At 73.3% G+C, this 23,380-nt stretch carries 21 protein-coding genes and 1 pseudogene; 12 read left to right on the top strand and 10 right to left on the bottom strand.

The window, feature by feature from the left end; all coding sequences use genetic code 11:
- Positions 1 to 50: 50 nt before the first annotated feature.
- Genes ACFYWL_RS00480 through ACFYWL_RS00490 form a run of 3 tightly spaced genes read left to right on the top strand, consistent with a single transcriptional unit; the run spans position 51 to position 3,848 of the window.
- The gene (locus ACFYWL_RS00480; RefSeq protein ID WP_386965395.1) at positions 51 to 857 is read left to right on the top strand and encodes a hypothetical protein; all 807 of its coding nucleotides are present in this window, start codon (positions 51 to 53) and stop codon (positions 855 to 857) included.
- 10 nt (positions 858 to 867) lie between these two features.
- Positions 868 to 2,784 (top strand): fumarate reductase/succinate dehydrogenase flavoprotein subunit, encoded by a 1,917-nt coding sequence (locus ACFYWL_RS00485; RefSeq protein ID WP_386965398.1) that lies wholly within the window; start codon positions 868 to 870, stop codon positions 2,782 to 2,784.
- Entirely contained in the window at positions 2,784 to 3,848 is a 1,065-nt protein-coding gene (locus ACFYWL_RS00490; RefSeq protein ID WP_386965400.1) for a succinate dehydrogenase/fumarate reductase iron-sulfur subunit, read from the top strand. Before ACFYWL_RS00485 ends, ACFYWL_RS00490 begins: the two co-directional genes overlap by 1 nt.
- Positions 3,849 to 3,976: 128 nt before the next feature.
- On the opposite strand, the gene ACFYWL_RS00495 is transcribed toward ACFYWL_RS00490, so the two are convergent.
- On the bottom strand, positions 3,977 to 4,417 hold the full coding sequence (locus ACFYWL_RS00495) for a (deoxy)nucleoside triphosphate pyrophosphohydrolase (RefSeq protein WP_386965403.1): 441 nt from the start codon (positions 4,415 to 4,417) through the stop codon (positions 3,977 to 3,979).
- A 183-nt stretch (positions 4,418 to 4,600) separates the two neighbouring features.
- On the opposite strand from ACFYWL_RS00495, the gene ACFYWL_RS00500 reads away from it, so the two are divergent.
- From ACFYWL_RS00500 to ACFYWL_RS00510, 3 genes are read left to right on the top strand one after another with little or no spacing between them, the layout of a single operon-like run.
- A complete protein-coding gene (locus tag ACFYWL_RS00500) occupies positions 4,601 to 4,909 on the top strand; it encodes a 4a-hydroxytetrahydrobiopterin dehydratase (protein ID WP_386965406.1) in 309 nt (102 codons plus the stop codon).
- Positions 4,910 to 4,947: 38 nt separating this feature from the next.
- Positions 4,948 to 5,310, top strand: coding sequence for a PH domain-containing protein (locus ACFYWL_RS00505; RefSeq protein WP_043965760.1), 363 nt, complete (start codon positions 4,948 to 4,950; stop codon positions 5,308 to 5,310).
- Between the two features lie 45 nt (positions 5,311 to 5,355).
- Positions 5,356 to 5,568 carry a hypothetical protein gene (locus ACFYWL_RS00510; protein WP_386965408.1) on the top strand — a complete coding sequence of 71 codons (213 nt, stop codon included), beginning with the start codon at positions 5,356 to 5,358 and terminating at the stop codon, positions 5,566 to 5,568.
- Between the two features lie 100 nt (positions 5,569 to 5,668).
- Here ACFYWL_RS00510 and ACFYWL_RS00515 read toward each other — a convergent pair whose 3' ends face one another.
- The gene (locus ACFYWL_RS00515) at positions 5,669 to 7,504 is read right to left on the bottom strand and encodes a hypothetical protein (RefSeq protein ID WP_386965410.1); all 1,836 of its coding nucleotides are present in this window, start codon (positions 7,502 to 7,504) and stop codon (positions 5,669 to 5,671) included.
- Positions 7,505 to 7,890: 386 nt separating this feature from the next.
- Between ACFYWL_RS00515 and ACFYWL_RS00520 the strand changes: the two genes are divergently transcribed.
- Positions 7,891 to 8,610, top strand: coding sequence for a vancomycin high temperature exclusion protein (locus ACFYWL_RS00520; protein ID WP_386965412.1), 720 nt, complete (start codon positions 7,891 to 7,893; stop codon positions 8,608 to 8,610).
- 151 nt (positions 8,611 to 8,761) lie between these two features.
- Here ACFYWL_RS00520 and ACFYWL_RS00525 read toward each other — a convergent pair whose 3' ends face one another.
- The 7 genes from ACFYWL_RS00525 to ACFYWL_RS00555 form a co-directional block, all read right to left on the bottom strand.
- A complete protein-coding gene (locus ACFYWL_RS00525; RefSeq protein ID WP_386965415.1) occupies positions 8,762 to 9,097 on the bottom strand; it encodes a glyoxalase superfamily protein in 336 nt (111 codons plus the stop codon).
- Between the two features lie 35 nt (positions 9,098 to 9,132).
- Positions 9,133 to 9,759: a histidine phosphatase family protein gene (locus ACFYWL_RS00530; RefSeq protein ID WP_386965418.1), complete on the bottom strand. Its 627-nt coding sequence runs from the start codon at positions 9,757 to 9,759 to the stop codon at positions 9,133 to 9,135.
- A gap of 52 nt (positions 9,760 to 9,811) precedes the next feature.
- Entirely contained in the window at positions 9,812 to 10,339 is a 528-nt protein-coding gene (locus tag ACFYWL_RS00535; RefSeq protein ID WP_386965421.1) for a dihydrofolate reductase family protein, read from the bottom strand.
- Positions 10,340 to 10,408: 69 nt separating this feature from the next.
- A complete protein-coding gene (gene ychF / locus ACFYWL_RS00540) occupies positions 10,409 to 11,494 on the bottom strand; it encodes a redox-regulated ATPase YchF (RefSeq protein WP_386965424.1) in 1,086 nt (361 codons plus the stop codon).
- Positions 11,495 to 11,578: 84 nt separating this feature from the next.
- Positions 11,579 to 12,316 carry a Type 1 glutamine amidotransferase-like domain-containing protein gene (locus ACFYWL_RS00545; protein ID WP_386965427.1) on the bottom strand — a complete coding sequence of 246 codons (738 nt, stop codon included), beginning with the start codon at positions 12,314 to 12,316 and terminating at the stop codon, positions 11,579 to 11,581.
- 126 nt (positions 12,317 to 12,442) lie between these two features.
- Positions 12,443 to 12,982: a MarR family winged helix-turn-helix transcriptional regulator gene (locus tag ACFYWL_RS00550; RefSeq protein WP_386965430.1), complete on the bottom strand. Its 540-nt coding sequence runs from the start codon at positions 12,980 to 12,982 to the stop codon at positions 12,443 to 12,445.
- Positions 12,983 to 13,133: 151 nt separating this feature from the next.
- Positions 13,134 to 13,592, bottom strand: coding sequence for a hypothetical protein (locus ACFYWL_RS00555; RefSeq protein ID WP_386965432.1), 459 nt, complete (start codon positions 13,590 to 13,592; stop codon positions 13,134 to 13,136).
- A 254-nt stretch (positions 13,593 to 13,846) separates the two neighbouring features.
- On the opposite strand from ACFYWL_RS00555, the gene ACFYWL_RS00560 reads away from it, so the two are divergent.
- The 5 genes and pseudogenes from ACFYWL_RS00560 to valS all read left to right on the top strand — a co-directional run bounded on the left by ACFYWL_RS00560 (position 13,847) and on the right by valS (position 22,574).
- Positions 13,847 to 15,274 carry an AlkA N-terminal domain-containing protein gene (locus ACFYWL_RS00560; RefSeq protein WP_386965435.1) on the top strand — a complete coding sequence of 476 codons (1,428 nt, stop codon included), beginning with the start codon at positions 13,847 to 13,849 and terminating at the stop codon, positions 15,272 to 15,274.
- Entirely contained in the window at positions 15,271 to 15,792 is a 522-nt protein-coding gene (locus ACFYWL_RS00565; protein ID WP_386965438.1) for a methylated-DNA--[protein]-cysteine S-methyltransferase, read from the top strand. The genes ACFYWL_RS00560 and ACFYWL_RS00565 overlap by 4 nt, the downstream gene beginning before the upstream one ends.
- Positions 15,793 to 15,855: 63 nt before the next feature.
- Entirely contained in the window at positions 15,856 to 17,706 is a 1,851-nt protein-coding gene (locus ACFYWL_RS00570) for an ABC transporter ATP-binding protein (RefSeq protein ID WP_386965440.1), read from the top strand.
- 98 nt (positions 17,707 to 17,804) lie between these two features.
- On the top strand, positions 17,805 to 19,643 hold the full coding sequence (locus ACFYWL_RS00575) for an ABC transporter ATP-binding protein (protein ID WP_386966666.1): 1,839 nt from the start codon (positions 17,805 to 17,807) through the stop codon (positions 19,641 to 19,643).
- 313 nt (positions 19,644 to 19,956) lie between these two features.
- A pseudogene (gene valS / locus ACFYWL_RS00580) lies at positions 19,957 to 22,574 on the top strand (valine--tRNA ligase).
- Positions 22,575 to 22,647: 73 nt separating this feature from the next.
- On the opposite strand, the gene ACFYWL_RS00585 reads toward valS, so the two are convergent.
- On the bottom strand, positions 22,648 to 23,295 hold the full coding sequence (locus ACFYWL_RS00585) for a hypothetical protein (RefSeq protein ID WP_386965443.1): 648 nt from the start codon (positions 23,293 to 23,295) through the stop codon (positions 22,648 to 22,650).
- Positions 23,296 to 23,380: the final 85 nt, after the last annotated feature.

The following is a 23,380-nucleotide window of genomic DNA, read 5'->3' on the forward strand; positions in this document are numbered from 1 at the left end:
CCGACCGGAACAACTGCCGCCCGTGAGGGCCCCGTCAGGGAGACAACCGAATGACTTCAACGGCAACGAGGCCGCGGGGAGCGCGAGCGCGCGCCGCCATAGCGGCGAAGACGTTGCGGACGGACCGGTGGTGGTTCGCTCCGCTGATCACCGTCATCGGGCTCAGCGCCTGGGTGGCGTACGCGACGGTCCGGGTCTTCATGCACGACTTCTACTGGGTCGAGCAGTACCACTACCTGACCCCGTTCTACTCGCCCTGCGTCACGGACCGGTGCGTCGAGGGGGCCTCCCACTTCGGCCAGTTCCTGCCCGGCTGGTGGATCATCCCGGACGCGGCGCTGACCCTGCCGTTCCTGCTGCTGTTCCGGCTGACCTGCTACTACTACCGCAAGGCCTACTACCGGTCGTTCTGGCTGTCGCCGCCGGCCTGCGCCGTGCCGGACAAGCACGACAGCTACTCGGGCGAGACCCGGTTCCCGCTGCTGGGCCAGAACCTGCACCGCTACTTCTTCTACGCCGCCGCGATCATCTCGCTGATCAACACCTGGGACGCGGTCCTGGCCTTCCACTCGCCGAAGGGCTTCGGCTTCGGGCTGGGCAACGTCGTCCTGCTGGTCAACGTGGTCATGCTGTGGGCGTACACGATCTCCTGCCACTCCTGCCGGCACATCATCGGCGGGCGGCTCAAGCACTTCTCCAAGCACCCGGTGCGATACAAGGCCTGGACGGGCGTGTCCTGGCTGAACGTCCGGCACATGCAGCTCGCCTGGATCACCCTCGGCACCCTGGCGCTGACCGACTTCTACGTCATGGCGGTCGCGGCCGGCTGGTTCAACGACCTGCGGTTCATCAACTAGAGGGCCTGACATGACGACCACGAATCGCATCGAACGACACCACTACGACGTCGTCGTGATCGGGGCCGGCGGCGCCGGCCTGCGCGCGGCGATCGAGGCCCGGCTCGCGGGCAAGAAGACGGCGATCATCTCGAAGTCGCTGTTCGGCAAGGCGCACACCGTGATGGCCGAGGGCGGCGCGGCAGCCGCCATGGGCAACGTGAACAGCCGGGACAACTGGCAGGTGCACTTCCGCGACACCATGCGCGGCGGCAAGTTCCTCAACAACTTCCGGATGGCCGAGCTGCACGCGAAGGAGTCGCCGCAGCGCATCTGGGAGCTGGAGACGTACGGCGCGCTGTTCGACCGCACCAAGGACGGGAAGATCTCGCAGCGCAACTTCGGTGGCCACGAGTACCCCCGGCTGGCGCACGTCGGCGACCGGACCGGCCTGGAGCTGATCCGCACCCTCCAGCAGAAGATCGTCTCCCTCCAGCAGGAGGACAAGGCCGAGTTCGGCTCGTACGACGCCCGGATCAAGGTGTTCGCCGAGACCACGATCACCGAGCTGCTGCTCGACGGCGACAAGGTCGCCGGGGCGTTCGGCTACTACCGGGAGTCCGGCGAGTTCATCCTGTTCGAGGCCCCGGCCGTGGTGCTCGCCACCGGCGGCGTCGGCCGGTCCTACAAGGTCACGTCGAACTCCTGGGAGTACACCGGCGACGGGCACGCGCTGGCCCTGCGCGCCGGGGCGACGCTGATCAACATGGAGTTCCTCCAGTTCCACCCGACCGGCATGGTGTGGCCGCCCTCGGTGAAGGGCATCCTGGTCACCGAGTCGGTGCGCGGCGACGGCGGCATCCTGAAGAACTCCGACGGCAAGCGGTTCATGTTCGACTACGTCCCCGACGTGTTCCGCAAGCAGTACGCGGACAACGAGGCCGAGGCGGACCGCTGGTACAAGGACCCGGACAACAACCGGCGTCCGCCGGAGCTGCTGCCCCGCGACGAGGTGGCCCGCGCGATCAACAGCGAGGTCAAAGCCGGTCGGGGCACCCCGGCCGGCGGCGTCTACCTCGACATCGCGTCCCGGCTGCCGGCGGAGGAGATCCGTCGCCGCCTGCCGTCGATGTACCACCAGTTCAAGGAGCTGGCCGACGTCGACATCACCAAGGAGCCGATGGAGGTCGGGCCGACCTGTCACTACGTGATGGGCGGCGTCGAGGTGGACCCGGACTCGGGCGCCGCGTTCGGCACGGTGCGCGGGCTGTTCGCCGCCGGTGAGGTGTCCGGCGGCATGCACGGCTCCAACCGGCTCGGCGGCAACTCGCTGTCGGACCTGCTGGTCTTCGGCAAGCGGGCGGGCGGCCACGCGGCGTCGTACGCCGATCAGTTGACCTCGCGCCCGAAGGTGTCGATCGGCGCGGTCGAGGCCGCCGTGGAGACGGCGCTCGCGCCGTTGCAGCGCGACACCGGGGAGAACCCGTACCACCTCCAGCAGGACCTGCAGGCGGTCATGGGAGATCTGGTAGGAATCATCCGCCGGGAGGGCGAGCTGGCCGACGCGCTGGTCAGGCTGGCCGAGCTGCGCGAGCGGGTGGCGAAGGTCAGCGCGGCCGGCGGCCGGCGCTACAACCCGGGCTGGCACCTCGCACTCGACCTGCGCAACATGCTGGTGGTGTCGGAGTGCACCGCGAAGGCGGCGCTGGAGCGGCAGGAGTCGCGCGGCGGCCACACCCGGGAGGACTTCCCGGCGATGGACCCGAAGTGGCGCCAGGTGAACCTGGTCTGCGCCCTGGACGGCGACACGGTGCGGCTGACCCACAAGCCGCTGCCGAAGATGCGCGCCGAGCTGGTCGCCCTGTTCGACCGGGCCGAACTGGCCAAGTACCTGACCGACGAGGAGCTCGCGGACTTCGACGCCCTCGCTGAGGAGGCGGGCAAGTAATGGGAACCAAGCGTCACTTCAGGATCTGGCGGGGCGACGAGAGCGGCGGCGACCTGCAGGACTACCAGGTCGAGGTCAACGAGGGCGAGGTGGTCCTCGACGTCATCCACCGGCTCCAGGCCACCGACGCGCCGGACCTGGCCTGCCGGTGGAACTGCAAGGCCGGCAAGTGCGGCTCCTGCTCGATGGAGATCAACGGGATGCCCAAGCTGGGCTGCATGACCCGGATGTCGACCTTCGAGGAGGCCGAGACCGTCACGGTCACCCCGCTGCGCACGTTCCCGATCATCCGGGACCTGGTCACCGACGTCTCGTTCAACTACGAGAAGGCGCGGGAGACCCCGGCGTTCGCGCCGCCGGCCGGGGTGGCCCCGGGCGAGTACCGGATGCAGCAGGTGGACGTCGAGCGCTCGCAGGAGTTCCGCAAGTGCATCGAGTGCTTCCTGTGCCAGAACGTCTGCCACGTGGTCCGCGACCACGAGGAGAACAAGCAGGCGTTCTCCGGTCCCCGGTTCTTCATCCGGGCCGCCGAGCTGGACATGCACCCGCTCGACGCGAAGACCGACCGCAAGGAGTACGCGCAGGCGGAGCAGGGCCTCGGCTTCTGCAACATCACCAAGTGCTGCACCGAGGTCTGCCCCGAGCACATCAAGATCACGGACAACGCGATCATCCCCATGAAGGAGCGCGTGGTCGACCGCAGGTACGATCCCCTGGTATGGCTCGGTAGCAAGATCTTCCGGAGGGGTCAGGTGCCTCAGACCAGCGTGACCAGCGCCTCGCACAGCGGCGCCGTGCACTCCCACGCCGCCGCCGGCGGGGTCCACTCGCACGCGGGTGGCTCCCACGACCAGGCTGCCGAGACGCAGGCCCAGGCCGGCGTCAACTGGCACCGCGAGGTGCCGAAGCCGACGGCCCCGGCCGTGGACGACAACGGCAAGCTGCCGCTGACGGAGCTCACCTTCGACCGGGCCGCCGCGCCGTCGCCGTTCGGCGACGACGTGCAGTTCCCGCTGCCTCCGGAGCACCTCAACTTCGCCCATCCGGAGCAGGAAAAGCACTGACGACGACAGCGACGGCGGGGGTTGGCGGCGCAGGCCGCCGGCCCCCGTCGGCGTTCCCGGGGTCGTCCGCCCCAGCCCTGCCGCCCGGCTGTCCCCTGCCGCCCGGCTGTCCCCTGCCGCCCGGCGGTTCAGTCGGCGGTGAGCAGGGGGCGCAGGGCGGCGACGATGGGCGCGTCGGCGGGCAGCCACGTCACGCTGTCCAGCTCGGCCGCGGAGAGCCAGCGCAGCGCCGAGTGCTCCAGGGCCTTCGGCCGGTCACCGTGCAGCAGGCGGGCCGCGTACACCTTCAGCACCGAACGGCCGTGGGCCATCCGCACGTTGCGGCCGACCCGGTCGCCGATCTCCACGCGCACGGCCAGCTCCTCGGCGCACTCGCGGACCAGCGCGGCGGTCTCGCTCTCCCCCGGCTCGACCTTGCCGCCGGGGAACTCCCACATGCCGGCCACCTCGGGCGGGGCCGACCGGGCGCAGGCGAGCACCCGCCCGTCCGCGATGATCGCCGCGCCGACGACCACCTTCGGGTCCCGTCGCTCGGTCTGTCCGCTTTCATTGGCCCGTTCGGTTCGCACGGGCTCCCAGCGTGCCAGATCAATCGGCGGTTTGGGTACCGTGGCCGTCCGCTAGGCCAGTAGAAGTGGGAAGTGTGGGCGTGGACACACCCTCGGTCGGACGACAGACTGGGGTTACCGACTTAGACACGGGACGGCGACGATTTGGCCACAAGCCGGCAACGACGCCTGGGAGGTGCGGTGATGCGGGTGCTGTTCAGGAGCCGGGCGAAGCACGACTACCTGAGCGACGCACTCACCCTGCTGACCGGGTGGACCCGCGAGGGCGAGCAGATCCGGCGCACGCTGGTGATCGACGACACCCAGCACGCCGCCCTGACCGAACGGGTCAAGGTGGTCGCCGACGCCCTGCGCCTGCGCCCCGAGATCAGCCGCCGCGACGACCGGACGCAGATCCGGGTCGGGCACGGCGACGGCGCGCCGCTGAGCGAGGGCGAGGTCCTGCTGGCGGCCCGCATCGAGGACGCGTACCGCACCGTCACCGGCTCCTGACCGGTCACCTGTTTGGCGGGCCCGCCTACCGTGGGGTCATGGCGAATGCGACATACGACCGCAAGGAGCAGTTCCAGCAGATCCAGAGCGGCCTGCTCACGGGTGAGCAGATCATCGCCGTCTACGACGCCGTCGGCACCGGCACCGGGTTCATCGGCCTCACCGACCGGCGGGTGATCATCCAGGACCGGTCCTTCGTCGGCAAGCGGTACGCGATCACCAGCATCCCCTACTCGAAGATCACCAGCGTGAGCGTGGTGAGCAACAAGTCGTGGGGCGGGGAGTTCTTCTCCACCGGATCGATCGCCATCCACGTCGGCACGCACACCTACGAGGTCGAGTTCCGGGGCGCGCAGAAGAGCCACCACGTGCACAACGTGATCCTGCACTACATCTCCTGACCGGGCCCGACCCCGGGCCTCGACCCGGCGACCTACCGTGAGGGCATGATGACGGTAGCGGTTCTCTTCGGGTCGACCCTGGCGCTGATCGTGGGCGCGTTCCTGCTGGTCGCCTGGCGGGACCGGCGGCGGCAGTCGTCGCCGGAGGACTCGGCGGCGGCCCGCGAGGCGGCCCGCACCCAGCAGCGCTACGCCGCCGAGCGGCACGGCAGCCAGGGCGACGTGTGGCGCAGCGGCCAGACGCAGGGCTCCCCCTGACTCGTCATCCTGGCTGCCCCGCCGGCCCGGCCTGCCTCGCAGGACCGCTCGGGCCGGCCCGGCCGGCGCAGCGGCCGGGTCGGCCCGACGAGGCCCGCGGTCAGCTCCAGGTCAGCTTGATCAGTTCCCAGCCGCCTTCCGGGATGTCGTCGGTCGGGTCCGTACGCAGGTTCATCGGGTTGCCCATGCCGAGGTAGAGGGTCTTCCCGTCGGTGATCATGGTGCGGAAGCCGTAGTTGAGGGGATTGCCCATCCCCTTCGTGTCCACCGCCGTGGCGGGCCGCAGGTTCGAGTCGAACATGAACAGGTCGCCGCCGTAGAGCTCCGGGTCGATCGTGATCGGGTCCAGCCCGTCGCTCAGCCCCTCGACCGCGCCGCTGAAGCCCATCTGCGCCGCCGTCTCGGGCAGCAGGTCCTTGGCGAGGTAGCTCCAGTCCATCGTGCCGACGAAGAGCCGGCCGTCGGTGACGGCCATGGTCCAGGTGTAGTTCGTGTAGATGTTGCCGAAGCCCATGCGCCCGAACTGCGCGCTGTAGCCGGTGGACATGTTCTCCCAGCCGCCCGCGCCGGCGTTCGCCTGCGCGTTGTAGACCGGCAGTTGCGGCTCGCCGTAGAGCAGGTCCACGTCCTCGACCAGGTCGACCCCCCCGAGGAGCGGGCCGAACCCCCGCCCCCGGAAGACGCTGACCGCCCGCTGGGTGTTCTCCAGCGTGTCCCGGGCCGCGTACTCGTCGGCCGGCGGGTACATGGCGGCGATCACGCTCGTCGACTTCATCGGCACGTGCATCGTGCCCCAGTAGAGGTAGCCGCCGTAGGAGACCAGGGCGCCGAGCCCGTACGTGGTGGCGATCAGCGGGTCCGGCTCGTACTGCTGGACGCTCCAGACCTGCTCCCACCCGGCGGCGTCGTCCGTGGTGAGGCCGGGCGCGCCGTTCTTCAGCGGCGGGCTCATCCACACCCCGGCGATGGTGGGGTCGACGTCCTGGATCTGCCGGATGCCGAGGCGTTCGAGCAGCGGGTCGAGGCCGGTGTGGGGCGGGTTTCCACCCGATCCGCCCGCCGGGCCGCCCGCCAGCGAGCCGCCGCCGCTCCACGCCGACCAGGTGCTGACGAAGATCCGGCCGTCGTGCTCCGTCAGGTCGGCGATCTGGGCGGGCAGCTGGCCGACCTCGACGAAGTTGAACGGGTTGGCGCGGTCGCCGGCCCAGCGCAGCAGGTATCCGCCGTCCTTGCCGTTGGCGCCCACCCCCACGCCCGCGTAGAGGACGCCGTCGGCCACCAGGAAGTGGCGGATGTTGCCGTACTTCGTGAAGTTGGCCGAGCCGAGGTAGTCGCCGGTGACGGTGTCGAACGCGAACATGTTGACCGTCGCGCCGAGGGCCGGCCCGGCGAGGAAGACGACCCCCTGGTTCGTCCCGCCGGCGCGCAGTCCCAGCGTGCGCTTCAACCGGTTCAGGTCATCGGTCGACCGGTTCTTGATGACGTCCGTCTTCTCGGTGAGCACGCCGGAGGCGAGATCGTGGACGTACACCCGGGGTTGCCGGTGATCGCCGACATTTGTCGGCATGGTCGGATTCTGCACCACGATCTGGCTGTTCGCGTACTCGCACACGTAGTCGTCGTACAGCCGGGGGGTCGGCTGGGCGAGAGTCGTGCCGGCGACGATGCAGTTCACATTCGCCCCGGTGCCGAACCACAGGCGATTGTTCGCCTGGGCCAGCGACCACACGTACGCCTGGTTGACCTTGGCCTGCCCCTGGGCGCACGGCGGCCCGGCCGGGTAGGGCAGCCCGACCCCGGCGAAGCACTCGTCGGGGGTGGCCTTCGCCAGCAGTTGGTGCCGGAAGGTCGGGGTCGAAACCGGCAACAGCCCCCCGAGCCCGGCGTTGGCTGCGGGCGGGACGGCGGCAAGGACCGGCAGGACGCCGAGCAGCACGGCGGACAGTAGGCGCCATCGAGACAATCTGGGCCGATGCATCGCTACCCTCTCCTTGGACGGAAACCATTCGTAGTGATGCTTGACAATGGCAGCTCGACGAACACCGCATCGACCACGGGACGGAGGCGTAGTAAAACAGTCGCAGCAACCGGCGCACAAGCATTGCCTGAAATGCATCTTGGTGGCGATTCGACACAACGGCTCTGGTGGATTGCACGCTCCGATTTCGAGCGCCCATAGCGTACCGTCGGCGACTGCTCTTGTCAGCCACCCCCGAACGCCGGCAATGCTTGATCCACACCATGTCGGCGACATGGTCCGGTCGAGGGCCGGTTGATACCGCCGTGTCGGCGACATGGAGATGATCAGGAATACTCGGCTGTATGCGGCGTCGACTGTCCACCCTGATCGGCAGGCTACGCACGGTCGGGGGCGCGCGCAGGCGCTGGCTGCGCCGCGCCGTCGTCGCGGGCGTCGTCGGGGCGGCGCTGCTGACGGGCGGCACCGTGGCCAGCGTGGCGTGGATCCGCAGCGGCGCGCAGGGGCACATCTTCGCCGAGGGGGACGTCCCGGAGGCCCCCGTCGCCCTGGTGCTCGGCACGAAGGTGCACCCGGACGGGACGCCGTCGCCGTTCCTCACCGCCCGGCTGGAGATCGCCCGGCGGCTGTTCGTCGCCGGGAAGGTGCGCGCCGTCCTGCTCTCCGGGGACAACATGAACCCGGACTACGACGAGCCGACCGCGATGCGGCGCTGGCTGCTCGACAACGGGGTGCCGGCGGAGAAGATCGTGCTGGACTACGCGGGCTTCGACACGTACGACTCGTGCGCCCGCGCGAAGCGGATCTTCGGGGTGGAGCGGGCCACGGTGGTGACGCAGTCCTTCCACCTGCCCCGCGCCGTGGCGGTGTGCCGGCGGCTCGGCGTCGACGCCAGCGGGGTGGGCGACGAGACCGCCCGCGCGTACGCCAGGACGTGGCAGGTCAGCTCCACCCGGGAGTACGGCGCCTGCGTGAAGGCCGCCGTGGACCTGCTCTCCGGCCGCGACCCCGTGCACCTCGGCCGCCGGGAGACCGGCGTCGACGACGCCCTGCGCAGCGCCTGAGCCGGACTCGCTAGCCGGCGGGCAGCCGGGCCGGGTGTCGCACGACCGGTGCCCGCCCGGGCACCCCGGCGTTTACCGACCTTGGACGGTTGACTCCGAGCTGGTGACTATCCGAGCTGGTGACGACAACCGTCCGAGAACGCGGGCCGGATCAGGCGGGGACGGTGCCGACCCGGATGCGGTTGCCGTCGGGGTCGGTGAGCTGAAACTCGCGGCCCCAGTCCCGCTCGGCGACCTCCACGCCGCCGCAGGCCGCCGCGACCGCGTCGACGTCGTCGACGTAGAGGTAGAGCGAGGTGCCCGGCCGGGCGTCCCCCGCGTGCTCCGACAGGTGCACCTCGATGCCGCCCCGTGCGATGCTCACGTATCTCGGCAGCTCCGGCGCGAACCGGTGCTCCCACTGCTTGTGGAAGCCGAGCCGGGCGTACCAGCCGGCGGTGGCCTCCGCGTCCGCGACCCGCAGCACGGGTGCCAGTCGTTCCGTCATCCGCACAGTGTGCAGGAAAACCGTCAGCCGAGGGCTCAGGAGACGTCGCTGAAGCGCCGCAGGGTCCAGCGGGGCGGCGGCCAGCCGGTGGGATCGCCGTCGGTGGTCCACTCGGTGATCGAGGCCGGCGCCACCTCCATGTCGAACGCCCGGAACAGCGGCTGCGCGGCGAGCGCGTGGAAGGACGCCTCGACCGTCTCGGTGTGCCCGACCAGCACGGCCGTGCCGCCCCAGTGCCGGTGCGCGATGTCCATGATCGCGCGGCTGACGCGGACGACCAGCTCGGCCCAGCTCTCGTTGCCGTCCTCGAACGGCCGGAACACCCCGCCGCCCTCCACGGCGTGCTCGGTCTGGAACTGGGCGGTGGGCAGCCCGTCGGCGTACGGCGGGGTGTGCCAGGCGCAGAGCCCGCAGTCGGGCACCGGGCTGACGCCCAGCGCCTCGGCGATGGGCCACGCGGTTTCCACCGTCCGGCGCAGCACCGACGAGTAGACCGCCACCGGGCCGGCGACGGCGAGTTCGTCGCGGAGCCGGTCGGCAAGCCGGCGCGCCTGCTGATGGCCCGAGTCGGTCAGTCCCCGGCAGCCACCGGGGCCGCCCACGACGTCCTCGACCTTGTGCACCGACTCGCCGTGCCGGATGAAGAGGAGCCGAGTTCGCATCAGGACATCATGTCCTGCCCAGGGCCACCTGTCGATCAAGCAGCGGCAACGTTCAGTACGCGACGCGGTACCAGTGGGCCGTCTCGCCGGGGACCGGCGTCAGCCGCACGGCGGGGCCGCCCGGGTCGTCGAAGATGCGCACCCCGGCGCCGAGCAGCACCGGAGCGAAGAAGATCAGGACCTCGTCGAGCAGCCCGGCGCGGACGCACTGCCGGGCGACGTCCGCGCCGAGGATGTTGACGTACTTGTCGCCGGCGGCCTCCCTGGCCTGCGCGACGGCGCTGGGCAGGTCACCGACGAACGTGATCCCCGGGTGCGGCTCGGCCGGCGGCCGGTGGGTGAGCACGAACACCGGCCCGTGGTACTGCCCGCCGAACGCGCCCTCCTTGTCGGTGCCCCGGTTGGGGTCGCTGCCGCCGAAGGTGCCGTTGCCGGCGAGGATCGCGCCGACGTCGGCCAGCAGCCGCTCCGCCGTGGGGTTCTCGCCGGTGAGGTGCTCGGTCAGCCAGGACATGTCGCCGCCGGGGCCGGCGATGTAGCCGTCGAGCGACGCCGTCGCCGAGTACAGCAGCTTGGCCATGGTGCTCCGTTCGTCGGTGGTCAGTCGGGTGGACCGTCGCCGGCCGGCGAACTCGTCGGCGCGGCGGCCTCAGACGTTGAAGCGGAACTCCACGACGTCGCCGTCCTGCATGACGTACTCCTTGCCCTCGATGCGGACCTTGCCCGCCGCCTTCGCCGCCGCCATCGAACCGGCCGCGACCAGGTCGTCGTAGGAGACCACCTCGGCCTTGATGAAGCCGCGCTGGAAGTCGGAGTGGATGACCCCCGCGGCCTCCGGGGCGGTCGCGCCGACCGGGACCGTCCAGGCCCGCGCCTCCTTGGGCCCGGCCGTCAGGTACGTCTGGAGCCCGAGCGTGCGGAAGCCGACCCGGACGAGCTGGTCGAGCCCCGGCTCGGACTGCCCGATGGACTCCAGCAGCTCGCGGGCCTCCTCCTCGGGCAGGTCCACCAGCTCGGACTCGATCTTGGCGTCCATGAAGACCGCCTCGGCCGGGGCGACCAGGGCGCGCAGCTCGTCGAGGAACTCGGCGTTGGCCAGCTCGGCCTCGTCGACGTTGAAGACGTACAGGAACGGCTTGGTGGTGAGCAGGTGCAGCTCGCGCAGGTGCTCCAGGTCGATCTTGGCGGCGGCGGCGCCGGCGTACAGGGTGGTGCCGCCGTCGAGGACCTCGACGGCCTGCTTGGCGGCGGCCACGGCGGCGGCCCGGTCCTTGCGGAGCTTGGCCTCCTTCTCCAGCCGGGGCAGCGCCTTCTCCAGCGTCTGGAGGTCGGCCAGGATCAGCTCGGTGTTGATCGTCTCGATGTCGTCGGCCGGGGACACCTTGCCGTCGACGTGCACCACGTTGGGGTCGGAGAAGGCCCGCACCACCTGGCAGATCGCCGACGCGTCCCGGATGTTCGCCAGGAACGCGTTGCCCCGGCCCTGCCCCTTCGACGCGCCCCGGACCAGGCCGGCGATGTCGACGAACGACACCGGCGCGGGCAGGACCTTCTGCGAGGAGAAGATCTCGGCCAGCTTGGTCAGCCGCTCGTCCGGCAGCCCGACGACGCCGACGTTGGGCTCGATGGTGGCGAACGGGTAGTTCGCCGCGAGCACGTCGTTCTTGGTCAGCGCGTTGAACAGGGTGCTCTTGCCGACGTTGGGCAGGCCGACGATCCCGATGGTGAGGCTCACGGCCGGCCAGTCTACGCGGCCGGCCCCCGTCGCCTCCGGTCAGCTCGCCGCACCGGGTCACCGGCCGCTTCCGGTCGGCTCACCTCACCCGGCCAACAGCCGCGGCTCGATCCGGGTCTCCCGGACCTCGCCGTCGGCGGCGCGCGCGACCTCGTACGCGGCGACGCCCGGCCGGTCGGCGACGGCCTCGACCAGGCGGGTGCCCCGGTAGACCAGCCCGACGCCGTCGTCGGTGCAGTGGCTCGTCGGCAGCGTGCCGTCGGCGACCAGCGCGTGCATCAGGGGCCGCCGCTGCTCCTCGCTGTCGTAGTGCACCCCGTTGCCGTACGGCAGCCAGCCCAGTCCGTCGGTGAAGCCGCGCAGCCGGGGGCCGAAGCTGTCGGTGGCGCCGCCGAGGTGCCAGCAGATCGAGCCGGCGGAGACCCCGGCCAGCACCACCCCGGCCTGCCAGCACTCGTGCAGGATCTCGTCGAGGCCGTGCACGCGCCACACCGCGCACAGGTTGGCGACGCTGCCGCCGCCGACCCAGAGCACGTCCTGGGCGAGCAGGTGGGCCCGGACGTCGTCGACGTTCGGCATCGGGAACAACGCCAGGTGCGACGCCCGGAACCGGGTGCCGGCGAACGCCGCGTGGACGGCGGCGATCGAGGCGTCCCGGTCGCCGACGGCCTGGCCGAGGTAGCACAGCTTCGGCTCGGAGCCGGCCTCGGCGAGCTCGGCGGCCAGCTCGAAGACCGGCCCGGGGCGCAGGTCGTTCGGGCCGAGCCGGCGGCTGAGGAAGCCCATGCTGGTGGCGACGATGGTCGGTTCGCTGGCGGGCACGGCGGTCGGTCCTCTCCTCGGCGGGCTGTCGGGGCGCGGCGTCGGGGCGGCGTCAGGCAGGCTGCGGGGCGGGTGGGGTCGGTTGCGGCGTCAGCGGCTGGCGGCTGGCGGCTGGTGGGGGCAGGGTCAGGGGCGGGTGCGGGGGCGACGGCGGGCGGCGTCCGGGGCGGGTGCGGGGGCGGCAGCGGCGAGGAGGTCGCGCAGCAGCTCCGCCAGCCGCTCCTGGTCCCGCTGCGGGAGGACGTCGAGCAGTCGCTGCTGGGTCGCCAGCCCGGCGTCGGCGGCCTCCTCGGCCACCCGCCGGCCGGTGTCGGTCAGGGTCACCTGGAGGCCCCGCCGGTCGGCCGGATCCGGGGCGCGGCGCACGAGGCCGGCGCGCTCCAGGCGGTCGAGGCGGCCGGTCATCCCGCCCGAGGTGAGCATCAGCCCGGCGGCCAGGGCCTTGGGGGCGAGCGTGTACGGGACGCCGGCCCGGCGCAACGCGGCCAGCACGTCGAACTCGCCCCGGCTGATGCCCCAGGCCGCGTACACCCGCTCCTGCTCGTCGCCGACCAGCCGGGCCAGGCGGTGGATCCGGCCGAAGACGGCCATCGGCTCGGGCCGCATCCCGGCGCGTTCGCGCCGCCACTGCTCGACGATGGCGTCGACGTCGTCCCGCTCGGTCACCCCGGCATTGTGCCGTACCCCGCACTGGCGCTGTTATCTCGGTGATCATTAGCTTAGCGACAATCTAGTTATTGGTCTCCCCATGTCCTGCCGCACCGCCGACCTGCTGGCCACCGCCGCCGCGCCCGCCGCCTGGCGCACCGCCCGCCGGCTATCCGGACTCGCGGCTGCCGGCCCCGGAGAGCACGGCGGCGGCGAACTCCCGGCGGGCCGCCGGCGGCAGGCCCCGGGCCGCCGCGCCCGGCAGCGTGAACCGGTGCGCCGCCGACGGGCCGGCCGCCTCCGACTCGCCGAGCATCCAGCGCACCTCGTCGACCGTCCAGCCCAGCCCGGTGCGACCGGCGATCTCCCGCACCAGGCGCAGCCCCACCCGGGTGTCGTCGTCGTAGAACCGCATGCACCAGTGGTGCGCCCACATGCCGAGCGCGCGCAGGCCGGCGGCGTCGAGCGAGGCGACGAGCCGGCCGCAGGCCGTGTCCGGGAACGCCCGCCCCGGGTCGCCCGCCCGGTCCCGCTCCATCGCCCCGTACGCCGCCGGGGCGACCGCCCGCATCCGCTCGTAGAAGCCCTGGACCACCATGCGGTCGAGCCGCGCCCGCCCCGACCGCATCAGCGGACCTCCCGCCCGGCCACGCTCGCCATCGCCGCACCCCTTCTTGAGTTGGTGGCGGGACGGTACCGGCCACGACCGACACTTTCCCGCCCGGGCGCGCCCGCCCCGCCGCACGCGGGCGGGCTCACCTGGAGCGCCGTTGTTAACAGGGGGCCCTTCCTCTACAGAAGGCGTTAACAAGGTGCCCCTCCTTGCAACCAGGTCCGAATTCCGCGAGCCCACCGCCGGTGGGTGCGGGCAGTATCGGGGGCGTGGAGTTGGACTTCGAGCGTTGCTACCGGGCCGTCGACAGCCGCGACCAGCGGTTCGACGGCTGGTTCTACACGGGCGTGACGTCGACCGGGATCTACTGCCGGCCGTCCTGCCCGGCGACGACGCCGAAGCGGCGCAACGTCCGGTTCTTCCCGTCGGCCGCCGCCGCCCAGTCGGCCGGGCTGCGGGCCTGCCGCCGGTGCCGCCCCGACGCCGCCCCGGGCTCGCCCGAGTGGGACGTCCGGGCGGACGTGGTGGGCCGGGCCATGCGGCTCATCGCCGACGGGGTGGTCGACCGGGACGGGGTGCCCGGGCTGGCCACCCGGCTCGGCTACACCGAGCGGCACCTGCACCGGATGCTCCGCGCCGAGCTGGGGGCCGGGCCCCTGGCGCTGGCCCGGGCGCAGCGCGCCCAGACCGCCCGCATCCTGATCGAGACCACGGACCTCGGCATGGCCGAGATCGCGTTCGCGGCCGGGTTCGGCAGCGTCCGGCAGTTCAACGACACGGTGCGCGAGGTCTACGCCGCCGCCCCGTCGCAGCTGCGCACCGCACGGGGTGGCCGGCCGACGCCGGGCGGGGCGGGCACGCTCACGCTGCGGCTGGCGTACCGGCCGCCGTTGCACGCGGCGGCGCTGCTGGACTTCCTCGCGCTGCGGGCGTTGCCCGGCGTGGAGGAGGTGCGCGACGGGACGTACCACCGGGGGTTGCGGCTGCCGCACGGCGCGGCGGAGGTGGCGCTGACCCCGGCGGACGGGCACGTCTCGGCGACCCTGCGGCTGGCCGACCTGCGCGACCTGGCCCCGGCGGTGGCCCGCTGCCGCCGGCTGTTCGACCTCGACGCCGACCCGGCGGCCGTCGACGGCACCCTCGCCGCCGATCCCGCGCTGGCCCCGGCGGTGGCGGCGGAACCGGGCGTACGCCTGCCCCGCGCCGTCGACGGCCTGGAGATGCTCGTCCGCGCCGTCGCCACCCAGCAGGTCTCCCTGGCCTCGGCCCGCACCACCCTCACCCGGCTGCTGCCCGCCGCCGCCCCCGTCGACGGCGGGCTGCGGGGCTTTCCCGGCGCGGAGGAGCTGCTGGGGCTGGCCGACGGGGCGTTCCGGATGCCGGCGGCGCGGCGGGAGACGATCCGGGCCGCCGCGCGGGCCGTCGCCGACGGCTCGCTCGACCTCGACCCGGGCGGGGACCGGGAGGAGGTCGCGCGGCGGCTCCTGGCGGTCCCCGGGATCGGCGCCTGGACGGCCGGCTACGTGGCCATGCGCGCCCTCGGCGACCCGGACGTCGGCCTCACCACCGACCTGGCCGTCCGGCGCGGCGCCGCCGCGCTCGGCCTGCCCGACGACCCATCGACCCTCGACGCGTACGCCGGGCGTTGGCGCCCCTGGCGCTCGTACGCGGTGATCCGACTCTGGAGAGCAGCATGACCACCACCCTCGACGGCGCGGTCGTCGACACCCCCGCCGGCCCGCTGAGCATCGTGACCGGCCCCGACGGGGCGGTCCGGGCGGCCGGGTTCACCGCCGAACCGGAGTCGCTGCTGCCGCTCGTGCACCCCGGGCTGCGCGGCCCGGTGCGGCGGCGCGCCGACCTCGGGCCGGTGACGGCCGCCGTCGCCGCGTACCTCGACGGCGACCCGACGGCCATCGACCCGGTGCCCGTGCAGCAGCACACCGGCGGGGCGTTCCAGGCCCACGCGTGGCGGGTGCTGCGCGAGGTCGCGCCCGGCCGTCCGGTCACCTACACGGCGTACGCCGCGCTGGCGGGGCGGCCGGCGGCGGTGCGCGCCGCGGCGGCGGCCTGCGCCCGCAACGCCGCCGCCCTGTTCGTCCCGTGCCACCGCGTGCTGCGCACCGACGGGGGCCTCGGCGGCTACCGCTGGGGGCTCGACGTGAAGCGCTGGCTGCTCGCCCACGAGGCCCCGAACGACGGCGGAACCCGTTGAGAACAACGGGAACTGCCGAAAGTTGACAGCATCAATCATCCACTTAGGCGCTACCGTCGTTTGGTGCCTGCGGAGAGCGACGGCGTCCCGACCCACCGTGGCGACGCCGCTCGCCCCCTGCGCAACCTGTGGCGGCTGCGCCGCTACCTGCGCCCGCACGCCGTCGAGTTCTGCTGGCTGTTCGCGGCGGCGCTGGCGGCCACCGGGGCGAGCCTGGCCGTGCCGCTGGTGGTGCAGCGGGTGGTCGACGGCCCGGTCGCCCGGCACGACCCGGGCGGCCTGGTCCGGCTCGGCGGGCTGGCCCTGCTGCTCGGCCTGGCCGAGGCCCTGCTGATCTTCATCCGCCGGTGGGCCCAGTCGTCGTCCTCGATGGGCATGGAGGCGACGATCCGGGCCGACATCTACGCCCACCTGCAACGGCTGCCGGCCGGCTTCCACGACCGGTGGCAGACCGGCCAACTCCTGTCGCGGGTCACCAGCGACCTGTCGGTGATCCGCCGGTTCCTCTCCTTCGGCCTGCTGTTCCTGGTGCTCAACCTGGTCACGTACGCCGCCGTGGTGGTGCTGCTGGTCCGGCTGCACCCGGCGCTGGGGCTGCTGGTGGCGGCCAGCGCCGTGCCGCTGTTCCTGATCAGCCGGCGCTTCGGCCGGTACTACCACGCGGCGTCGCGGCGGATGCAGGACCAGCAGGGCGACGTGGCCACCCTCGTCGAGGAGACCGCGCAGGGCCTGCGCACGATGAAGGCGTACGGCCGGGGGCCGGAGCTGGCCGCCCGGTTCGCCGACGGCGCGCGGGCGCTGCACGACACCGGCGTGGCCAAGAGCCGGCTGCTGGCCCGCACCTCGGCGCTGTTCGACCTGGTGCCCAACCTGACCCTCGGCGTGGTGCTGGTCGCCGGGGCGGTCGCCGCCGCCCGGGGCGCGCTGACCATCGGCGAGCTGGTCGCCTTCGTCAGCTTGCAACTGATGCTGGTCTGGCCGGTGCAGTCGCTGGGCTGGATCATCGCCAACGGCCAGGAGGCGGCGACGGCCGCCGACCGCATCCAGGAGGTCCTGGACACCGAGCCGGCGATCGTGGACGCCCCGCACGCCGTCGACCTGGACAGGGCGGCGGTCCGGGGCCGGCTCGCGTTCGAGGGCGTGTCGTTCCGCTACCCCGGCACGGCCGCGCCGGTGCTGCGCGGCATCGACCTGACCGTGGAGCCGGGCGAGACGCTCGCCCTGGTGGGTGCGACCGGCGTCGGCAAGAGCACCCTGCTCTCGCTGGTGCCCCGGCTGCACGACGTGACCGCCGGCCGGATCACCCTCGACGGTCACGACGTGCGCGACCTGCGGCTGGCCTCGCTGCGCCGGCTGGTCGGGGTGGCCTTCGAGGAGCCGACGCTGTTCTCCATGTCGGTGTGGGAGAACCTCACGCTGGGCTGCCCGGACGCCGAGGAGGACGAGGTCCGCGCGGCGCTGGCGCTGGCCCAGGCCGACTTCGCGTACGAGCTGCCGTGGGGGCTGGCCACCCGGGTCGGCGAGCAGGGGCTCACCCTCTCCGGTGGGCAGCGGCAGCGGCTGGCACTGGCCCGGGCCGTCCTCGGCCGGCCGGCGCTGCTGGTGCTGGACGACCCGCTGTCCGCCCTCGACGTGCACACCGAGGCGCTGGTCGAGGCGGCGCTGCGGCGGGTGCTGCGGGACACCACCGCCCTGCTCGTGGTGCACCGGCCGTCGACCGTCGCGCTGGCCGACCGGGTGGCGCTGCTGGAGCGGGGGCGGATCACGGCGGTCGGCACCCACTCGCGGCTGCTGGCCACGGTGCCCGCGTACCGGGCGGTCCTCTCCGCCGACCCGGCCCCGCCGGCACACGCGGGGCCACGGGCGGGAGCCGCGCTGGCCGGGCCGGACGGCCGGGGGTTGGTGCGCTCGTGACCACGACCGCCGACCCCGACGCCGCCGGCGCTACCGAAGCCGACGCCGCTGCCGCCACTGTCGACGCCGACGCCGACCGGCGCGAGCCGGCGACGCACCTGGACCTGCAGCGGTGGCGGGGGCGGGCCACCGACCCGGAGGCCGACCGGAGCCGGGCCGAGGAGGCCACCCCCGAGGCCATGGCGCGGCTGCGGGTGCGCAGCCGGGCGCTGCTGCGCGACCTGCTGCGCCCGCACCGGGGCCGGCTGGGGCTGGCCGTGGGCCTGCTGCTGGCCCAGAACGCCGCCGCCATGTCCGGGCCGTACCTGGTGATGCTCGGCATCGACCGGGCCATCGGGCCGCTGCGGGCCGGCGACAGCGGGCCCCTGGTCGCGATCGCCGGGGCGTTCGCCGCCGCCACCGTCGTCGAGTACGCGGCCCGGCGCGGCTTCCTCACCCTCTCCGCCCGGATCGGCCAGGCCGTCCTGCTGGAGCTGCGCCAGCGGGTGTACGGCCACTTCCTGCGGCTGTCCGTCGGCTTCCACGAGCGCTACACGTCCGGCCGGATGATCTCCCGGCTCACCAGCGACCTGGACTCCATCGCCGAGCTGCTCGACGGGGGCGTCGACAACCTGGTCCTCGCCGCGCTGTCGATCCTGACGGTGGCCGGCATCCTGCTCTGGCTGGACCTGCCACTGGCGGCGGTGACGCTACTGGCGTTCCCGTTCCTGTTCTGGCTGTCCCGCTGGTTCGCCCGCGCCTCGGCCGCCGCGTACCGGCGGACCAGGGAGGCCGTGTCGCTGGTCATCGTCCACTTCGTCGAGTCGCTGCGCGGCATCCGGGCGGTGCAGGCGTACCGGCGGGAGCCGCGCAACCAGCGGATCTTCGCGGCCGTCAACGATGACTACCGGCAGGCCAGCCTGCGCGCGTTCCGGCTGATCGCCACCTACTCGCCGGGAATCAAGGTGATCGGGAACGTGACCGTGGCGGTGGTGCTCGGCTACGGCGGGGCCCGGGTGCTCGGCGGCGGCATGGAGGTGGGGGTGCTCGCCGCGTTCCTGCTCTACCTGCGCCGCTTCTTCGAGCCGATGCAGGAGCTGAGCCAGTTCTACAACTCGCTCCAGTCGGCGACGGCGGCGCTGGAGAAGCTCGCCGGGGTGCTCGACGAGCGGCCGGCGGTCGCCGAGCCGGCGCGCCCGGTGCCGCTGCCCGGCGGCGACGCGCGGGGCGCGGTGGAGCTCCGGTCGGTCTCCTTCGGCTACCGGGCCGGCGCCCCGATCCTGTCGGGCCTGGACCTGACCGTGCCGGCCGGGCAGACCGTCGCGCTGGTCGGGGCCACCGGGGCGGGCAAGTCCACCATCGCCAAGCTGCTGGCCCGGTTCCACGACCCGGACGCCGGCACCGTCGCCCTCGACGGGGTCGACCTGCGAGACCTGGCCGACGCCGAGCTGCGCCGGGCGGTGGTGCTGGTGACCCAGGAGAACCATCTGTTCAGCGGCTCGGTGGCGGAGAACATCCGGTTCGGCCGGCCGGGCGCGGACGACGCGACGGTGCAGGCGGCGGCCCGCGCCATCGGCGCGCACGACTTCATCGCCGCCCTGCCCGACGGGTACGCCACCGAGGTCCGCCGCCGGGGCGGCCGGCTCTCCGCCGGGCAGCGGCAGCTCGTGGCGTTCGCCCGCGCGTTCCTCGCCGACCCCCGGGTGCTGATCCTCGACGAGGCGACGTCGTCGCTCGACGTGCCCACGGAACGGCTGGTGCAGCGGGCGCTCGCCACCGTGCTGCGGGACCGGACGGCGCTGGTGATCGCGCACCGGCTCTCCACCGTCGAGACGGCCGACCGGGTGCTCGTCCTCGACGGCGGCCGGGTCGTGGAGGACGGCCCGCCGGAGCGGCTGACCGCCACCGGCGGCCGGTACGCGGCGCTACGCCGCCAATGGCGCAACTCCCTACTCTGACCCACCTCCCCCACCCACCCCACTCCCCCCACCCCCACCCACCCCTTCCTCGGTGATCAAGAGGAAAGCGTCAGGGTTGATCTCGACGATGACGCAAACCTCTTGATCACCGAGGCGGGGAGGGGCGGGGCTACGCCGGGCGACCACGACGGCGAGGACGGTGAGCGCGACGGCGAGCCAGAGCTGCGCCCGCCCCGGCTGGAGCGCGCCGGGGCCACGCCCGGGCAGGGCCCCAGCTCGGCTGATGTCCCCCGGGCGGCAGGGCCGGCGATAAGCCGTGGTCGACGCGCTCGGCGCTGCCTACCATCGACCGATGACTGAACCGGGCAGGTCGGCCCGCGCCGGTGTCCCCGAGCGTCCCACGCTCGACGGGATCGAGGACACCTGGGCGCGCCGCTGGCAGGACGACGGCACGTACGCGTTCGACCGCACCAAGACGCGGGCCGACGTGTACTCCATCGACACCCCGCCGCCGACCGTATCGGGCGAGCTGCACATGGGCCACGTCTTCTCCTACACCCACACCGACACCGTGGCCCGGTTCCAGCGGATGCGCGGCCGGACGGTCTTCTACCCGATGGGCTGGGACGACAACGGCCTGCCCACCGAGCGCCGGGTGCAGAACGTCTACGGGGTGCGCTGCGACCCGACGCTGCCGTACGACCCGCGGTGGCAGCCGCCCGCCGCGCCCGTGGACGACGCCGCCCGCAAGCACCCGACCCCGATCTCCCGGCGCAACTTCGTGGAGCTGTGCGAGACGCTGACCGCCGTCGACGAGCAGGCGTTCGAGGCCCTGTGGCGGCGGCTGGGGCTGAGCGTGGACTGGTCGCTGACGTACACGACGATCGGCCGGGCGGCCCGGGTCGCCTCGCAGCGGGCGTTCCTGCGCAACCTGGCCCGGGGCGAGGCGTACCAGGCGGAGGCCCCGACGCTGTGGGACGTCGGGTTCGCCACCGCCGTGGCGCAGGCGGAGCTGGAGGACCGGGAGCGGCCGGGGGCGTACCACCGGCTGCGGTTCGCCGGGCCGGGCGGGCGGGAGGTGCTGATCGACACCACCCGGCCGGAGCTGCTGCCGGCGTGCGTGGCTCTGGTCTGCCACCCCGACGACGAGCGCTTTGCCGACCTGGTGGGAGCGGTCGTGCGTACCCCCGTGTTCGGGGTGGCGGTGCCGGTGCGCGCGCACCCGCTGGCGGACCCGGCCAAGGGCACGGGCGTCGCGATGGTGTGCACGTTCGGCGACCTGACCGACGTGACCTGGTGGCGGGAGCTCGCGCTCGACACGCGGGTGGTGATCGGCCGCGACGGCCGGCTGCTGCCGGAGCCGCCGGCCGAGTGCCGGCGGGGCCGTACGCGGCGCTGGCCGGGCAGACCGTGGCCGGGGCCCGGCGGGCCGTCGTGGGGCTGCTCGCCGACGCGGGCGACCTGGTGGGCGAGCCGCGCCCGGTCGTGCACCCGGTGAAGTTCTACGAGAAGGGCGACCGGCCGCTGGAGATCGTCTCGACCCGGCAGTGGTATCTGCGCAACGGGGGCCGCGACGCCGGGCTGCGCGCGGAGCTGCTGGCCCGGGGCGGGGAGCTGCGCTGGGTGCCGGGGCACATGCGCAGCCGCTACGAGCACTGGGTGGGCGGGCTGACCGGTGACTGGCTGGTCAGCCGGCAGCGCTTCTTCGGGGTGCCGGTGCCGGTGTGGTACCGGCTCGACGACACTGGCGAGCCGGACTTCGCCCACCCTCTCACACCGGACGAGTCGGCGCTGCCGGTCGACCCGTCCGGCGAGCCGCCGCCCGGCTACGACGAGTCGCTGCGCGGGCTGCCGGGCGGCTTCGTCGGCGACCCGGACGTGCTGGACACCTGGGCCACGTCGTCGCTGACCCCGCAGATCGTGGGCGGCTGGGAGACCGACCCGGACCTGTTCGGGCGGGTCTTCCCGATGGACCTGCGCCCCCAGGGGCAGGAGATCATCCGCACCTGGCTGTTCGCCACGGTGGCCCGCGCCCACGCCGAGCACGGGGTGCTGCCCTGGCGGGACGCGGTGCTGTCCGGCTGGATCCTCGACCCGGACCGCAAGAAGATGGCCAAGTCCAAGGGGAACGTGGTGACCCCGATGGCGCTGCTGGAGCAGTACGGCTCCGACGCGGTGCGCTACTGGGCGGCCAGCGGGCGGCCGGGGATGGACCTGGCGTTCGACCCGGCGCAGATCCGGGTGGGCCGGCGGCTGGCCACCAAGCTGCTCAACGCGTCGCGGTTCGCCCTCGGGCTGGGCGCGGCGGACGCCCTGCGCGCCCCGTACGACAGCTCCAGCTCGGCGCGTCCGACTCCGCGCCGCGACCTGGAGCTGTCGGCGACACAGCCGCTGGACACCGCGATGCTCGCCGAGCTGTCCGGCGTGGTCGCCACCGCCACGTCGGCCTTCGACGCCTACGACCACACGGCCGCGTTGCAGGCGACCGAGTCGTTCTTCTGGCGGTTCTGCGACGACTACATCGAGCTGGTGAAGGAACGCGCCTACGGCGCCGGGCCGGGGGCGGACTCGGCGCGGGCGGCGCTGGCCACCGCCCTGTCGGTGCAGCTACGGCTGTTCGCCCCGGTGCTGCCGTTCGTCACCGAGGAGGTGTGGTCGTGGTGGCGCTACGGTTCGGTGCACCGCGCGCCCTGGCCCACCACCCACGAGGTGAACCGGGCGGTCGGGGGCGCGGCCGACGCGGGGCTGCTGCGGCTGGCGTCCGACGCGCTGGGTCAGGTGCGCCGCGCCAAGTCGGAGCGGAAGCTGTCGATGAAGGCGGAGGTGCCGCTGGCCGAGGCGCTCGGCCCGGCCGACCTGCTGGACCGGCTGACGCTGGTGGCCGACGACGTGCGGGCGGCGGGGCGGATCGGCCGGCTCGACCTGCTGCCGGGCCGCACCCCGGAACTGGTGATCGCCTGCGCGGTGTAGTAAGGAGGGGCCCCTTGTTAACGCATTCTGTATAGCAGGGGCCCCCTCCAAACAACGCGCCGCGACAGGCGGGTCACCAGCCGCGCAGCATGCGTACGCCGAGCAGGGCGGCGACCACGGCCGGCCCGAGCAGCAGGGTGACCGCCTGGAGCCGGTACGGCATCCGGTGCCGGGCCACCTCGACGGCGTTCCCGCCGACGAGCAGGCCGGCGGCCAGCACGAAGCCGCCCCACCAGTGGGTCTGGCCCGGATCGACCAGGCGGTGCCGGATCAGCATCAGGGCCACGCCGACCCCCGCGCCGGCCAGCGCGAGCAGGGCGACCGTGCGGTGCAGCCCGCGCGCCAGCGGGTCGGCGGGCCGCCACAGGTAGGTGCCGACGCCCGCGAGGCAGGGCAGCATGACCAGGACGGGCCAGCCCCCGCCCATCGTGCCGGTCATCAGCAGCGCCCCGACCGTGAAGACCAGCAGGCCGACGCACCCGACGACGTACCCGGCGAAGGCCCGGCCGCCGCCGCGCGCCAGCAGCGCCCCGCCGGCCGCGCCGATCAGCGCGCCGGGGATCAGCACGAAGCCCGCCCACCAGTGGAACCGGCCGGCCGTCTGGGCGAACGAGGTGGTCGCCGCCACGGCCACGCCGGCGACCGCCAGGCTGGTCGCCCAGTGCCGGGCCTGCTTCGGGTACGTCCGCCGGGGCGTCGCCCGGCCCGTGTCGGCCACCATTCCCCCAGCCTGCCGGCTGGCGGGGACGGGAGCCATCCGGCAGGCCCTACCTTCCCCGTTGCGGCGGCCGGGTGGGCTCCGTTCC

Origin of the sequence: Micromonospora sp. NPDC002575, assembly GCF_042889525.1 — a bacterium.
Lineage (GTDB): Bacteria > Actinomycetota > Actinomycetes > Mycobacteriales > Micromonosporaceae > Micromonospora > Micromonospora carbonacea.